Source organism: Pseudomonas cucumis, from assembly GCF_030687935.1.
In the GTDB taxonomy this organism is placed as follows: domain Bacteria; phylum Pseudomonadota; class Gammaproteobacteria; order Pseudomonadales; family Pseudomonadaceae; genus Aquipseudomonas; species Aquipseudomonas cucumis.
Genome location: NZ_CP117454.1, coordinates 1,089,404 through 1,104,263 on the forward strand (window position 1 = coordinate 1,089,404; position 14,860 = coordinate 1,104,263).

A 14,860-nucleotide genomic window follows, 5' to 3' on the forward strand; every position below is an offset into this window, starting at 1 on the left:
CGCACTGATGGCGGGGATTTTTATGTGCAGCGTTTAGCGTTACTGCGCGGCGATGCTGTAGCCGTCGAACGCGGTTTGCTGTTGAAGCGCAGTGATGATGTTCTTGCGGTTGACCGCTTGTTCGGCCCCGGCATTGTCCAGGAACGTTTCGCTTTCCAGCTCGGCTTCATCGCCTTCGCCGACGAAAGTGAAGCCCAGGAATTCCAGCGCTTCACGGTCAACGTTCAGGCGCGAGCGCGGGGTGCGCAGGGGCAGGGTGACGCTGATGCCGTCCTTGCTGATGGTGAACACTTCGACTTCTTTCTTGGCGCGAGCCGCTTTGCTCTTGCCGCTGCTCGGGTTGCTGATGGCCTGGTGAGTCTGGTTCAGTACCTTCAGCGCCAGGCCATAGACGATTTCCTGAAACGCTGGGTCGTCCTTGAAGCTGGACAGAATGCGGCTGATCGGGAATTTACTGCTCAAGTCTTCCAGGGCAGCAATGTCGGCCGCTTCGGCGTCTTTCAGTTGCTTGAGTTCGCCCATCAATTCGTAGGCTTTGTCGTCGTCGAAGCTGTCATGAGCCTGGCGAATCGCGGTGCGCAGTTCGCGGATCTGGTCGCTTTCCCGGGTGGATTGAAAAGCGTCCAGAACCATCTCGCTGATGGTCTTGGCCTGAGGCACATGCTGTGAAAGATTGATGGAGTTTTCGTATTCCGCTTTGGACGACAAGGTGACTACGGATTCAGCGGTATTGGAATCGGACATTGAAATTTCACTACTTCTTTAACTTGGATTGAGGCGAGAAAGCACGAAGCCTTTTCAGGGCGCCTAATCTATTGGACCGAGGCTGCGTTGTCACGGATGAACCGGTGGCTGGTCAGTATTTTTGCCAGCGCTGTCGACTATTTCCCCATCGAATTTATATTCATCGAGCGAGCCACACATTGTTCCGCTGTTTGCTCATCCACCGGCAAGGAGAAACGAAAGGTCGCACCGCGTCCAGGCACATCGATCAGCTCAATCTCACGACCGTGCAATTGCAGGATCCGATGAACGATCCGCAGCCCCAGGCCGCCATCGCGTCGTGCGCCGCCAATGTTGAACGGACGCAGGAACAGACCTTCGCGCAACTCAGGGGCGATGCCGGGGCCGGTGTCGCTGACGGTCACTTCAATAAAAGCCCCCTGAGGACGGAGGCTGAGTTCGATTTCTCCGCCTTGGGGGGTGTGACGCAGGGCGTTGTCGAACAGATTGGTCAGCACCCGTTCGATCAGCCCCAGATCGGCGCAGGCCACCGCGACGTTGGGGGCGAACGTGGCCTTGAGCTCGATCTGGCGTGCTTCGGCGCTGAGTTCGAATTTCTGAATGATGTCCTGCACCAGATCGGTCAGGGAGAAGCGCTCCAGCACTGGTTGCACGAAACCGTGTTCCAGCCGCACCAATTCCAGCAGTGATTGCGCCAAGCCACCGACTTTGCGGCTTTGATCCAGGGCGATCCCCAGATAACGGCGGCGGTCGGCAGTGGACAACGTGGCGTCCTTGAGCGACAGGGTTTCAAGGTAACCATGCAGCGAGGCCAGTGGTGTGCGCAGGTCGTGGGAAATGTTCGCCACCAGTTCGCGACGCTCCTGATCCTGGCGGGTCAGCGAGTTCCATTGTTCACCGAGACGCGCTTGCATCTGTCGGAAGGCGGCGTCGAGTACGGCAATTTCATCGTGGCTGGCGGTTTTTTTTACCGGCTCTGGCTCGGGCGAGGCGGGCGGCGCCGACGGAACGCCATTGATATCGAACTGACTGACTTTCTCGGTCAAGCGGCGCAATGGCCGGGTGATCAGGGCAAATGCCGTGAGGCCGGCAATCAGGCACAGCAACGCCACCAACCCGATTGATAACAACGCGGTATTGAGCGCCGCGCTGGTGGCGCCGCGTTCGGCAAAGCGGTCGTGCTCCTCGCTGAGCAATACTACATAGAGATAACCGGCCGGTTGACCGTTGACCCGCAATGGCGCGGCGCTGAACACCTTGCTGCCATCGACGCTGCGCGGATCGTCGCCGAGAATCGGCAGGGCCTCGCCTTTGAGCAAACGCTGGATCGGCGCCAGATCGACCCGCTCCCGGCGTATTCGGCCTTCGGGCGCGGCGCTGCCGACAATCCGGCCTCCAGTGTCGAGCAGATAGACCTCGACACTGGGGTTGACCAGCATCAGCTGACTGAACAATTCACGCACGGCATTGGGCATCGGGCCATTGCGGTCCATCAGTACAGTGTCGTGGGCGATGTGTTGCGCCAGATCCCGCGACAACCCCTGCACCACTTCCAGTTCATGCATGTGGTTGGAGCGCACCTGCATCCATACCGAGGTGCCGCTGCACACCAGCAACAGCACGGCGAACACCAGGGACAGGCGTTGGGTCAGGGTCAATCTCATGGCTGCTCTCCGCTCGTCGCGAATTTGTAACCACGACCCCACACGGTGAGGATGCGCGCCGGTTGCGCCGGATCGGCCTCGATCTTGGCCCGCAGGCGGTTGATGTGGGTATTCACCGTGTGTTCGTAGCCTTCATGGCTATAGCCCCACACCGCGTTGAGCAGGTCCATGCGCGAGAAGACCTTGCCGGGCTGGCGGACAAAGAAGTACAGCAGGTCGAACTCCCGCGGCGTAAGGTCAAGGCGACGGCCATCGAGGGATACTTCGCGGGTGATCGGGTCGATGGACAGGCCATCGCTGATCAGGCTGCCAGCGTCCATTTTCAGGTTGCGGGCCATGGCGTCGACCCGTCGCAGCAATGCCTTGACCCGTGCCACCAGCTCTAGCATGGAAAAGGGTTTGGCCAGGTAATCGTCGGCACCGAGCTCCAGCCCCAGAATCCGATGGACTTCGCTGGAGCGCGCACTGGTGATGATGATCGGTGTATAGCGGGCCATGGCCCGGGCGCGGCGGCAGATTTCCAGGCCGTCGACGCCGGGCAGCATCAGGTCGAGAATCAGTGCATCCCAGCTTCCTTGCTGCAGCAGTCGCATGCCCTCATCGCCGTCGGCGCAGTGCACCACCTCGAACTGCTCATCGCGAAGATGCAGGCAGATAAGGTCGGCGATATGCAGGTCGTCCTCGACCACCAGGACGCGCTTGGTCTGTTCCATGGAGCTCAATCCTTTGTGACGCAATGAACACATTGTGCGGGTTTTCCTGAGGCTGAGTTATCACGAATTGTTTAACTCCTCGTGAGGATTTGGCGATCAACTCAAGCCTAGGCTGTGTTCCATGCAAGGCATCTGGAATTTTGGAGAAGGCCCATGTTTTCACGGCGACAGTTTCTTGTAGCGAGCGGCGGGCTGGGGGCTGCAGCCCTGGTGATCGGTGTATTGCCAAAATTTTCCGCAAGCGTCGCGCTGATCGATGAGGCCCGCGCGGCTGAGGTTTTCGAGGTGACCCACAGCGACAGCGAATGGCGCGCCATGCTCAGCGCCGAACAATACGAGATCTTGCGCGAAGAGGGCACTGAACGGGCTTACAGCAGCCCGCTGAACAACGAGCACCGCAAGGGCGTTTTTGCCTGCGCCGGTTGTGATTTGCCGTTGTTTTCTTCCGACACCAAGTTCGAGAGCCGCACTGGATGGCCGAGCTTCTGGGCACCACTGGACAACGCGGTCGCCACCCGTCAGGACCGCTCCTTCGGCGTGCTGCGCGAAGAGGTCCACTGCCGTCGTTGCGGCGGTCACTTGGGTCATGTTTTCGACGACGGGCCAAAGCCAACCGGTCTGCGCTACTGCATGAATGGCCTGGCGCTGACTTTCAAGCCACAGGCGTAATCCATGGGCACTTCCTTTCACTCACTTCGCGCAGGTCGACATTATGTGGCTTCTGGTCCTCGCTTATCTCGGTGGTGTGCTGACGATCATCAGCCCGTGCATTCTCCCGGTATTGCCCTTTGTCTTCGCTCGCACCGGGCAGCCGTTTATGAAGAGTGGCTTGCCGCTGCTGGCGGGGATGGCCCTGACCTTCGCGCTCGTCGCCTCGTTGGCGGCGGTGGGCGGCGGTTGGGTGGTGCAAGTCAATCAGTACGGTCGCTGGCTCGCGTTGCTGTTCGTTGCACTGTTCGGGCTGACGCTGTTGCTGCCCCGGTTGGCCGAGCGCTTGACGCGTCCACTGGTGGCGGCCGGCGGTCGGCTGTCGGAAGCCGCGGCTGCCGATACCCGGCCGCGTCCCGGCGCTTCGTTGCTGATCGGTGTCGCCACGGGCCTGCTCTGGGCGCCCTGCGCCGGGCCGATTCTGGGCCTGCTACTGACTGGCGCGGCGCTGCAAGGAGCAAACATCGCCACCACACTGTTGCTACTGGCTTACGCGGCCGGTGCGGCTACCTCTCTCGCCGCGGCACTGCTGCTGGGCGGTAAAGTCTTCGCCGCAATGAAGCGCTCGATAGGCGCCGGCGAGTGGCTGCGTCGAGGCTTGGGGGGGGCGATGCTGGCCGGCGTAGTGGCGATCGCCTTGGGGCTGGATACCGGGATTCTGGCGCGGGTCTCGACGGCATCCACCGGCGATATCGAGCAGGCGCTGGTAAACCGATTGGCCGGTAAGTTGCCCACCGACAGTGGGGCGATGATGTCGCAGATTCCACGGGACGGGGATCAACCCGTCGGCAGCATGAAAATGACCGCCAAGATACCGGGTGAACTGCCGATTGAAGGCAACCTTCCATCGCTGGGCGGCGCTGTGCAATGGCTCAATTCACCCCCTTTCACCGCCCAGGCCTTGAAGGGCAAGGTTGTGCTGGTGGATTTCTGGACTTACTCCTGCATCAACTGCCTGCGCACCCTGCCGTATGTGAAAGCCTGGGCCGAGAAGTATCGTGATCAGGGCTTGGTGGTGATCGGCGTCCATACGCCCGAGTTTGCCTTCGAACGAGATGTAGGCAACGTCACCAAAGCCATGAAAGACCTGGGCATCACTTATCCGGTGGCAATCGATAACGACTACAAGGTCTGGCGTGCTTTCAACAACCAATACTGGCCAGCACACTATTTTGCCGATGCTCAGGGGCGCATTCGTTATCACCACTTTGGCGAAGGCAAATACGCCGAATCGGAGCGAGTGATTCAGCAACTGTTACGTGAGACGGGCGCCGCGAAAGTCGCGGACGGGCTGATCAATGCTCGTGCCGAGGGTGTCCAGCTCGCCCCGAACATGAATGAAGTGCGATCGCCGGAAACCTATGTCGGCTACCGACGGGCGGAGCATTTCGTTGCTGATATTGATCTGGCGCCAGACAAGGTGATGGCCTATAGCCCACCGTCACAACTGGCCCTCAATAACTGGAGCCTGGATGGCCAATGGACTGTCGGTCCGGAGCGGGCCGTTTCAAACGCCCCGGCCAGTCGTATCGTCTACCGCTTCCATGCTCGCGACTTGCATCTGGTATTGGGCCCCGGTGCTGATGGCAAACCGGTGCGTTTCAAAGTGTTGATTGACGGCAAGCCCCCAGGTGATGCCCATGGTGTCGACGTGGCGCCCGATGGCAGCGGCAGCGTTATCGAACAGCGGTTGTATCAATTGGTACGCCAAACCGCAGGCGTAAAGGACCGGACATTCAGCATTGAGTTTCTCGATCCCGGTGTGTCGGCGTATGCATTTACGTTTGGTTGATAGCCCCATTCACTCAGGAGACAAGCCATGAAAACCCTATATAACTGGCGTCGCACCCTGCTGGGATTGGCCGCCGCCGGTGTTATCGGTCAGTGCGCAGCGTTCTCTTTCGGAGGCACCGAAGAGGCGGTCATCATTCCGCCACCCACGCTCGACGAGAACACTCAAGCACGCAGTGAAACGGCAATTTTTGCGGGCGGCTGCTTCTGGGGCGTCCAAGGGGTATTTCAACACGTCAAAGGGGTGAAGAATGCCGTTTCCGGCTACGCGGGCGGCACCGCTGACACCGCTCAATACGAGCGGGTCAGCAACGGCGATACCGGTCATGCGGAGGCTGTCGAAGTCACCTACGATCCCGCTCAAGTCAGTTATGGCAGCCTGTTGCAGATCTATTTCTCGGTGGCCCACAACCCCACCGAACTTAACCGCCAGGGGCCGGACCGCGGCACTCAGTATCGATCAGCGCTTTTCCTGAAAAGCGCTGAACAGCAACGTGTCGCCCAGGCCTACATCGCGCAACTCGACGCCGCCCATTCGTTCAACAAACCCATCGTGACCAAACTGGAAACCTACAACGGCTTCTATCCGGCAGAGGAGGAACATCAGGACTTCCTGACCGAGCACCCGACGTACCCCTACATCGTGATCAATGACCTGCCGAAAGTGGCGCAGTTGAAGCAGTTGTATCCGGATCGGTATCAGGAGAAGCCGGTGTTGGTGAAGGCTGGTCAATAGTGCATTGGCTACTTCAAGCGTGAGCGTTCCATCGCAATGGTCGACGTTTCAAAGCCCAGCTTTGAAAAGAAATCCGAAGCACCTTCACGGCCTGCTCGCAGAACCCAGGTAATGGCGGTGTTGTCGCCCATGACATGCTCAACCAGCGCGCGACCGACGCCTTCACGTCGAGTTTGCTCGCACGGGTGTACTCATCCCGAAATCACATTCTTGCCTGCGATCTTGGACCGATACAACGCCTGATCGGCCCTGGCCAGCAAACCGGTTTGTTGTTCTTCTTCAAAACGTTGCACCACGCCAAAACTCATAGTGACTTGATAGTCCCCGACCGGCAGCAGGCTCGACAGGCCATGACGGATTCTTTCTGCGAGTGCCCTGGCGTCGGCCAACAAAGTATTGGGCAGGATCAGGATGAATTCGTCACCGCCCCAACGCGCCAACAGATCGCCTTCGCGCACGCAGTGCTTCACACACTCGATTGCTTGCACCAACGCTGCATCTCCCAAGGCGTGGCCGTAGTGATCGTTGATGTTTTTGAAGTCATCAAGGTCCATGGCGATCAGCGAAAGAGGCTGGCGAAAGCGTTGGGCGCGGTCGCATTCCTTGGGTAGGGTTTTTTCCAGTCGATAGCGATTGGCGATGCCGGTCAGCACATCGGTTTCTGCCAGTTTGCGGTTTTCTTCGAGTTGAATTTGTAACTGCTGATTGACCCGGGACAACTCCCGAGTGCGTTCTTCGACGATGGCTTCCAGGGATTGATTACGTCGCTCCAGTTCTTCGAACAGGCGTTTCTTGTCTTCGATGCTGCGGTGCGCGCCGATCATTCGCGCCACCGAGCCATCGGCATTACGTGCCAGCACGTAGCCACGATCTTCGATCCAGGTGTAAGTGCCGTCGCGCATGCGGCAGCGATACTCGGCCTGATAACCGGGAGCCCGCTGATCCAGGTAGTCATCAAACAGCGCCATGACCCGCGAATAATCATCGGGGTGGATCACGTTTTCCCAGGTCAACACGTTGTTATCCAGGGAATGAGGCGTATAGCCGAGCATCTCGTACCACCCGGGGTTGCGGTAGACGAACCCGGTGTTGGCGTTCCAGTCCCAGATGCCATCGCTGACCAGTTCCAGAATGGTGTGCAGCATGTCTTCGTTAAAATCTGACAGATTGAACTTCAATGGCTCGATATTCGATGCCTCACCCATCACCGGTCTCCCTGTCGTCCCTGATATCAACGTGACTCGTCAGTCGCGGAGATTAGTTCATGGCGTATTCCCCCGGCTAGTGTTTGCCCCACCACTGCAGTGCAAAGTCGACGAAGCTGCGCAATTTCGGCAAACGGTAGCGGTCCTGGGCGTACACCAGGTTCATCGGCCGACTTGGCAGTTGGTAGTCCTGCATCAAGGCCACCAGTTTTCCGTCCCGAAGGTCTTGCTCCACCAGCGCATCGGGCATCATCACGATGCCCATGCCGGTTCGCGCCGCTTGATGCAGGCCCGCCGAGCTGTTGATCAGCATCGGCCCGCTTACCTCCACCATGACTTCGCCTTCGGGTCCTTTCAGGCGCCATTGTTTTTCTACCGAGTGCCAGTCATCTCCGGCCGGGTAGGCGAAGGCCAGGCAGTCATGGTGTTGCAGGTCGGCGGGTTTTTCCGGTGTGCCTCGACGCGCCAGATAATCCTTGGATGCGCACAGGGTCATCGTGTAGTCGATGAGTGGGCGAGAAATCATATTGGACAGTTCGGTCGTGCCCAAGCGAATCGCCACGTCGAAACCGTTGTCGAGCAGATCCAGGCGCTGGTTGGTCAAGACGACGTCGAGTTTGACCTGCGGACAGCGCAGGGCGAATTCGCTCAAGGCCGGCGCCAGCCGTTCGGTGCCAAAGGTCAAAGGTGCGGTGATGCGCAGGGTGCCGCTCGGCTCATCGAGGGTCTGTTCGGCCAAACGTTCGGAATCGGCCACCAACCCCAATACTTCGAGACAACGTTGATAGTACGCCGTGCCGAACTCCGTCAGCCTCTGGCGTCGTGTCGTACGGTTGAGAAGGCGCACACCCAGACGTTGCTCCAGGGCTCGAAGATGATTGCCGACCATGGTCGTGGACATTTCGCACTGCAAAGCGGCGGCGGTCATGCTGCCGGCTTCCACCACTCTTACGTAAACGGTCATTGCCTGGAACAAATCCATTATCAAGCTCAGCTTTAAAATGATTGAAGTGTTGCAGTATTTATCCAGCTCAGGTGGCTAACCATACTGCAAAAACACCGACTATTAATGGAGTTTGATGTCATGACCGCCGCCTGCCTGATGAGCACCTACCAACCCTTGGCCCTGAGTTTCAGCAAAGGCCTGGGCACGCGCTTGTGGGATCAGGCCGGTCGCGAATATCTGGACGCAGTGGCGGGGGTAGCAGTGACCAACGTCGGCCATTCCCATCCGCGAATTGTGGAGGCCATCAGCGAGCAAGCCGGGCTGCTGTTACATACCTCCAATCTGTACAGCATCGACTGGCAACAGCGGCTGGCGCAGAAACTGGTTCGGCTGTCGGGCATGGATCGGGCGTTCTTCAACAATTCCGGTGCCGAAGCCAACGAAACAGCACTGAAACTTGCGCGGCTTTACGGCTGGCACAAAGGCATCGAGCAACCGCTGGTGGTGGTCATGGAAAACGCCTTTCACGGCCGTACTCTTGGCACCTTGTCCGCCAGTGATGGGCCGGCGGTGAGGTTGGGGTTTAACGAATTGCCGGGGAATTTCATTAAAGTGCCGTTCGGCGACCTCGCGGCGCTGGAGGCGGTGCAACAAGCCCACGGCCCGCGCATCGTGGCGATTCTGATGGAACCGATTCAGGGCGAAAGCGGTGTGCAAGTGGCGCCGCCCGGATATCTCAAAGCGGTGCGCGAACTGTGCAACCGGCGCGCCTGGCTGCTGATGCTCGACGAGATCCAGACTGGCATCGGCCGTACCGGCCAGTGGTTTGCGTTCCAGCACGAAGGCATCATCCCGGACGTCATGACCTTGGCCAAAGGCCTCGGTAACGGCATCCCTATTGGTGCCTGTCTGGCCCGGGGCAAAGCAGCTGACCTGTTCACCCCCGGCAGCCACGGCAGCACGTTCGGCGGAAACCCGCTGGCATGCCGCGTGGGGTGCACCGTGCTGGAGATCATTGAGGAACAGGGCCTGCTGGAGAACGCCAAACTGCAGGGAGAACGTTTGCTCGCCAGATTGCGCATCGAATTGGCCGATGACCCCAACGTCCTGGCAATTCGCGGTCAGGGTTTAATGATCGGCATCGAACTCAAACAACCGATCCGCGACCTGACCCTGATTGCAGCCCGCGATCACGGCTTGCTGATCAACGTGACACGGGGCAAGACCATTCGCCTGCTGCCACCGTTGACGATTGATGAGCGGGAAGTGGAGATGATTGTCAGAGGGGTGTGTCGGGCGGTGAGCGCAGCCTGATTTCTATTGGATGTACGCATTTACCCTACAGAATCGGTGCCAGCGTCAGTGGAATCAGGAGCGATCAGTCGGTTTGTTCCATCGTACTGACGAAAGCCGTGACTTCAGCCCGGTCCATCAGTTGAAGTTTCGAACCGTCAAACCCTTCGAACAAACGCTGATGCGCGACAAATCCACTGGACCCTTCACGAGTACGGTAGCGGCCGGCCCATTCCAGTAACGCGAACAGCAATTCGTCGTTGTCGTCCCGCTTCGACTCTCGCAGGCGAATATTATTGACGCAATCTTCATCCTCCAGACACAGCCAGATCAGCAATGTTGCCTGTTCCACAAGTTCACTGACCATCCAGCCGTAAACGCCCTCGATAACCCAGCGTTGTTCACTGGCTGCCACCCGCGCCATTCCCAGCGCTTCGGCGCGGGGGCGAGGGATGCTGTGTTCATCGGATATCCAGTGAATCAGGTCGAGATCGATCCAGGGTACTTGCAGTTGCTCGGCCAGTCGTTTGGCCAGCCAACTCTTGCCCGAGCCGGAATTGCCGATGATCAGGGTTCGGGTGAGGTTCAGGGTGGGCGGGTGATGTGTGCTCATGGCAACTCGGGCGAAGTCAGTCAACCATTTCGGAACTTTCAGGCGCAATCATCCGCGTCTTCGGTGATCCATCCGCATTGAATTGATAAATATCCTGCGGCTGGCCCTTTTCATTGAAGAACACTTGGCCGATCCCTGCCGAGTTCCACAGCCGTTCACCCGCTTCGGCGTGCTCGGGAATGTGCGGAACAATGCGCATGCGTCGACGCTTGGTCAGCCAGTTGAGGGGCGAGCGGGGCGAGTAGAGCCAGCGGTTGAGGCGGTCGAACCATTCGAGCAGGGCGGACGGGAATTCGTTTTTGATGCCGCTGCTGGTGATCTGCCAGATTCGTGGGCCGGCCTTTCGGTATCGGATCAATACTTCGTAGACGAAGGAATAATGCACATCGCCGGACAGCACCACGTAGTTACCGGGCGTGCGGGAGTGTCGGAAAATGTTCAGGATCACTTGGGCCGCGCCGCGATGGGCCATCCAGTTTTCGGCATCCACCAACAGTGGATAACCGCACCAGCTAAACACCCGTTGCACGGTTTCGATCAGTTTGACGCCGAAAATCGGCGCCGGCGAAACGATGATCGCCGAGGGATGATCGAGCAATTCCTGTTGCAGCTCGCTGAGCGCTTCCCAGTCCAGCAGGCCGGACGGTTGCTTGAGCGTCATCTCGCTGCGCCAGCGACGAGTGCGGGTGTCGAGCACCACCAGCGCAGGGCGGGTGGGCAGCACGTAATGCCACTTCTGAAAGCTCAGCAGCTCATCGATCAAGCTATCCTGGACGTCGCTGTCGAGGTAATGGTCTTGCCCAGGGGCACTCAATAGTCGGGTTTTTTCCAGCATGCCGCCAAACGCGTCCGGGTTGTTGCCCCAGCCTTGGCACAGCATATAAGCGAGCAGCGCGTTGCCGATGATGCGCTTGGAGAACGGATGGCCGTAGGCCGTTTCCTCCCATTGTGCGGAAAGATTCCAGTCATCGGTAATATCGTGGTCGTCGAAAATCATCAGGCACGGCAGGTGCGCCATCGCTCGTCCAACACCACCCAGTCCTTTCTTGAACTCATCGATGCGCGTCTGCTCCAGGGCATAACGCTTGCGTCGTTCGGGCGTCAGTGCCGGTGGTTGCGGCGCGATCAGTGTCCAGGACGTTGGTGACCATACTAATAGGTACATGGCCATGACCTCGGCAAAGGTCACCAAATGGTTGTCGGCGCTGCTACTGGTAAAAATCGGCTTACGCGCTCCACCGAAAAATCGTTCGCGCAGGGTTTCGTTGCTCTCAAGCGCCGGTAACAAATCCGCACGATGGTAGTAACTGGCCGGGTGTTCGTAGAGTTTGGCGCTATCGCTGACCACTGCACCGTCGAGGTGTTCGTCGAACAGCCCCAGACGCTCGATCAAGGCATGAATTGCCCGCAACATCGGCCCCGCGACATCATCCGCATACACCTGATCACCGCTCATTATTAATAGCGCGGGGCGCTTGCAAGCGTCCGGCTCGGACTCCAGCAACCGATCGACGCACAACAAACCATCGGCCGCCGGATGGTGGGGTTTACGGCAGGAGCCATGCAGCAACTGATCAATCCGTGAGCGCAACACGAAATTCGGACAACGCGCTTCGCCATATAGTAGATCAGGCGCCCATTCGAGGATGCCCGACTGAGCGCCATCCGCTTCGATGATCAGCAGGTCGTACTCGATCAACGTGTCGCAGGGCAGGGCGGCATCCAGTGGCACATCAATCAAATGAACGAAGGCATGCGTACCGACAGGGATGATCGTGCATTGCCCCGCATCGAGACGGATGTCGATTCCTTGCAGACGCAGCGTTAGCGTCAGCGCACGGGAGCCCACCAGCCACAGCAGCAGTCGCGTGGGTTCCAGGCGCCGTAATAGCGGACCGACGAGGACTGGTGGCAATGGAGAGTGATCGGCGGGCAATGGCAAAGGTGCGGACATCCTGGTTAAAGACTCTTGGTGCAGAGAGGCGGGCGATGATAGCGCAGACGGTGGCGAGGACTGTCTGATAGCCAATGGCTTATACCTGAATCACAACGAAGATCGCTTCGCACAACACATCTGCCAAAGGAGCTGTGATGGACGCATGCTGGTTTCACCCTCTCTGGAGCCGGGTTAAAATTAATCGCAGCAGGTGGTTGACCATGAAATTAAATGCTGTACTATTCGCCTCCCGCTAACGAGCATCTTGGATGTTTGTTTCGGGGCAAGTAGTTGAATCTTATGAAGAAAAACAAAGATTTTACTGCTTGACAGCAACAGAGGCTGCTGTAGAATGCGCGCCTCGGTTGAGACGAAAGATCTTAACCAACCGCTCTTTAACAACTGAATCAAGCAATTCGTGTGGGTGCTTGTGGAGTCAGACTGATAGTCAACAAGATTATCAGCATCACAAGTTGCTCCGCGAGAAATCAAAGATGTAACCAACGATTGCTGAGCCAAGTTTAGGGTTTCTTAAAAACCCAAAGATGTTTGAACTGAAGAGTTTGATCATGGCTCAGATTGAACGCTGGCGGCAGGCCTAACACATGCAAGTCGAGCGGCAGCACGGGTACTTGTACCTGGTGGCGAGCGGCGGACGGGTGAGTAATGCCTAGGAATCTGCCTGATAGTGGGGGATAACGCTCGGAAACGGACGCTAATACCGCATACGTCCTACGGGAGAAAGCAGGGGACCTTCGGGCCTTGCGCTATCAGATGAGCCTAGGTCGGATTAGCTAGTGGTGAGGAATGGCTCACCAAGGCGACGATCCGTAACTGGTCTGAGAGGATGATCAGTCACACTGGAACTGAGACACGGTCCAGACTCCTACGGGAGGCAGCAGTGGGGAATATTGGACAATGGGCGAAAGCCTGATCCAGCCATGCCGCGTGTGTGAAGAAGGTCTTCGGATTGTAAAGCACTTTAAGTTGGGAGGAAGGGCAGTTACCTAATACGTAATTGTTTTGACGTTACCGACAGAATAAGCACCGGCTAACTCTGTGCCAGCAGCCGCGGTAATACAGAGGGTGCAAGCGTTAATCGGAATTACTGGGCGTAAAGCGCGCGTAGGTGGTTCGTTAAGTTGGATGTGAAATCCCCGGGCTCAACCTGGGAACTGCATTCAAAACTGACGAGCTAGAGTATGGTAGAGGGTGGTGGAATTTCCTGTGTAGCGGTGAAATGCGTAGATATAGGAAGGAACACCAGTGGCGAAGGCGACCACCTGGACTGATACTGACACTGAGGTGCGAAAGCGTGGGGAGCAAACAGGATTAGATACCCTGGTAGTCCACGCCGTAAACGATGTCAACTAGCCGTTGGGAGCCTTGAGCTCTTAGTGGCGCAGCTAACGCATTAAGTTGACCGCCTGGGGAGTACGGCCGCAAGGTTAAAACTCAAATGATTGACGGGGGCCCGCACAAGCGGTGGAGCATGTGGTTTAATTCGAAGCAACGCGAAGAACCTTACCAGGCCTTGACATCCAATGAACTTTCCAGAGATGGATTGGTGCCTTCGGGAACATTGAGACAGGTGCTGCATGGCTGTCGTCAGCTCGTGTCGTGAGATGTTGGGTTAAGTCCCGTAACGAGCGCAACCCTTGTCCTTAGTTACCAGCACGTAATGGTGGGCACTCTAAGGAGACTGCCGGTGACAAACCGGAGGAAGGTGGGGATGACGTCAAGTCATCATGGCCCTTACGGCCTGGGCTACACACGTGCTACAATGGTCGGTACAGAGGGTTGCCAAGCCGCGAGGTGGAGCTAATCCCAGAAAACCGATCGTAGTCCGGATCGCAGTCTGCAACTCGACTGCGTGAAGTCGGAATCGCTAGTAATCGCGAATCAGAATGTCGCGGTGAATACGTTCCCGGGCCTTGTACACACCGCCCGTCACACCATGGGAGTGGGTTGCACCAGAAGTAGCTAGTCTAACCTTCGGGAGGACGGTTACCACGGTGTGATTCATGACTGGGGTGAAGTCGTAACAAGGTAGCCGTAGGGGAACCTGCGGCTGGATCACCTCCTTAATCGACGACATCAGCTGCTCCATAAGTTCCCACACGAATTGCTTGATTCATTGAAGAAGACGATAAGAAGCAGCCCGAAATTGGGTCTGTAGCTCAGTTGGTTAGAGCGCACCCCTGATAAGGGTGAGGTCGGCAGTTCGAATCTGCCCAGACCCACCAATTTTGTGTGGGAAACGCCTGTAGAAATACGGGGCCATAGCTCAGCTGGGAGAGCGCCTGCCTTGCACGCAGGAGGTCAACGGTTCGATCCCGTTTGGCTCCACCACTACTGCTTCTGTTTGTTGAAAGCTTAGAAATGAGCATTCCATCCTGGTGATGGTGAATGTTGATTTCTAGTCTTTGATTAGATCGTTCTTTAAAAATTTGGGTATGTGATAGAAAGATAGACTGATGGCCACTTTCACTGGTGGTGATCAGGCTAAGG

11 protein-coding genes, 2 tRNA genes, 1 rRNA gene and 1 pseudogene are annotated in these 14,860 nt (G+C 57.6%); 7 read left to right on the forward strand and 8 right to left on the reverse strand.

What is annotated here, in order from left to right:
- Positions 1 to 39 precede the first annotated feature (39 nt).
- From PSH97_RS04710 to PSH97_RS04720, 3 genes are all read right to left on the reverse strand, one after another.
- Positions 40 to 744 (reverse strand): hypothetical protein, encoded by a 705-nt coding sequence (locus PSH97_RS04710; protein ID WP_305448298.1) that lies wholly within the window; start codon positions 742 to 744, stop codon positions 40 to 42.
- A gap of 137 nt (positions 745 to 881) precedes the next feature.
- Positions 882 to 2,408 carry a sensor histidine kinase gene (locus PSH97_RS04715; protein ID WP_305448299.1) on the reverse strand — a complete coding sequence of 509 codons (1,527 nt, stop codon included), beginning with the start codon at positions 2,406 to 2,408 and terminating at the stop codon, positions 882 to 884.
- A complete protein-coding gene (locus tag PSH97_RS04720) occupies positions 2,405 to 3,121 on the reverse strand; it encodes a response regulator transcription factor (protein ID WP_052966637.1) in 717 nt (238 codons plus the stop codon). Before PSH97_RS04720 ends, PSH97_RS04715 begins: the two co-directional genes overlap by 4 nt.
- A 153-nt stretch (positions 3,122 to 3,274) precedes the next feature.
- Here PSH97_RS04720 and msrB point away from each other — a divergent pair, with 153 nt between their 5' ends.
- The 3 genes from msrB to msrA are packed head-to-tail and all read left to right on the forward strand — an operon-like array spanning position 3,275 to position 6,356.
- On the forward strand, positions 3,275 to 3,790 hold the full coding sequence (gene msrB, locus PSH97_RS04725; protein WP_305448300.1) for a peptide-methionine (R)-S-oxide reductase MsrB: 516 nt from the start codon (positions 3,275 to 3,277) through the stop codon (positions 3,788 to 3,790).
- Positions 3,791 to 3,833: 43 nt separating this feature from the next.
- The gene (locus PSH97_RS04730; protein WP_305448301.1) at positions 3,834 to 5,621 is read left to right on the forward strand and encodes a cytochrome c biogenesis protein DipZ; all 1,788 of its coding nucleotides are present in this window, start codon (positions 3,834 to 3,836) and stop codon (positions 5,619 to 5,621) included.
- 27 nt (positions 5,622 to 5,648) lie between these two features.
- Entirely contained in the window at positions 5,649 to 6,356 is a 708-nt protein-coding gene (msrA, locus tag PSH97_RS04735) for a peptide-methionine (S)-S-oxide reductase MsrA (protein WP_305448302.1), read from the forward strand.
- Positions 6,357 to 6,364: 8 nt separating this feature from the next.
- On the opposite strand, the pseudogene PSH97_RS04740 reads toward msrA, so the two are convergent.
- The 3 genes and pseudogenes from PSH97_RS04740 to PSH97_RS04750 form a co-directional block, all read right to left on the reverse strand.
- Positions 6,365 to 6,532: pseudogene (locus PSH97_RS04740) on the reverse strand (GNAT family N-acetyltransferase); the annotation flags it as partial.
- A gap of 15 nt (positions 6,533 to 6,547) precedes the next feature.
- Complete coding sequence (locus PSH97_RS04745; protein ID WP_305448303.1) at positions 6,548 to 7,561, reverse strand: sensor domain-containing diguanylate cyclase; 1,014 nt, start codon at positions 7,559 to 7,561, stop codon at positions 6,548 to 6,550.
- 76 nt (positions 7,562 to 7,637) lie between these two features.
- Complete coding sequence (locus tag PSH97_RS04750) at positions 7,638 to 8,543, reverse strand: LysR family transcriptional regulator (protein ID WP_305448304.1); 906 nt, start codon at positions 8,541 to 8,543, stop codon at positions 7,638 to 7,640.
- A gap of 102 nt (positions 8,544 to 8,645) precedes the next feature.
- Between PSH97_RS04750 and PSH97_RS04755 the strand changes: the two genes are divergently transcribed.
- The gene (locus PSH97_RS04755; RefSeq protein WP_305448305.1) at positions 8,646 to 9,821 is read left to right on the forward strand and encodes an aspartate aminotransferase family protein; all 1,176 of its coding nucleotides are present in this window, start codon (positions 8,646 to 8,648) and stop codon (positions 9,819 to 9,821) included.
- Between the two features lie 64 nt (positions 9,822 to 9,885).
- On the opposite strand, the gene PSH97_RS04760 is transcribed toward PSH97_RS04755, so the two are convergent.
- The gene (locus tag PSH97_RS04760) at positions 9,886 to 10,413 is read right to left on the reverse strand and encodes a P-loop NTPase family protein (protein ID WP_305448306.1); all 528 of its coding nucleotides are present in this window, start codon (positions 10,411 to 10,413) and stop codon (positions 9,886 to 9,888) included.
- A 16-nt stretch (positions 10,414 to 10,429) separates the two neighbouring features.
- The gene (locus PSH97_RS04765; RefSeq protein ID WP_305448307.1) at positions 10,430 to 12,367 is read right to left on the reverse strand and encodes an alkaline phosphatase D family protein; all 1,938 of its coding nucleotides are present in this window, start codon (positions 12,365 to 12,367) and stop codon (positions 10,430 to 10,432) included.
- A gap of 533 nt (positions 12,368 to 12,900) precedes the next feature.
- Here PSH97_RS04765 and PSH97_RS04770 point away from each other — a divergent pair.
- The 3 genes from PSH97_RS04770 (at position 12,901) to PSH97_RS04780 (ending at position 14,701) form a co-directional block, all read left to right on the forward strand.
- Positions 12,901 to 14,436: ribosomal RNA gene (locus tag PSH97_RS04770) — 16S ribosomal RNA — on the forward strand.
- Positions 14,437 to 14,518: 82 nt separating this feature from the next.
- A tRNA-Ile gene (locus PSH97_RS04775) sits at positions 14,519 to 14,595 on the forward strand.
- A 30-nt stretch (positions 14,596 to 14,625) separates the two neighbouring features.
- Positions 14,626 to 14,701: transfer RNA gene (locus PSH97_RS04780), tRNA-Ala, on the forward strand.
- The last annotated feature ends 159 nt before the right edge of the window (positions 14,702 to 14,860 follow it).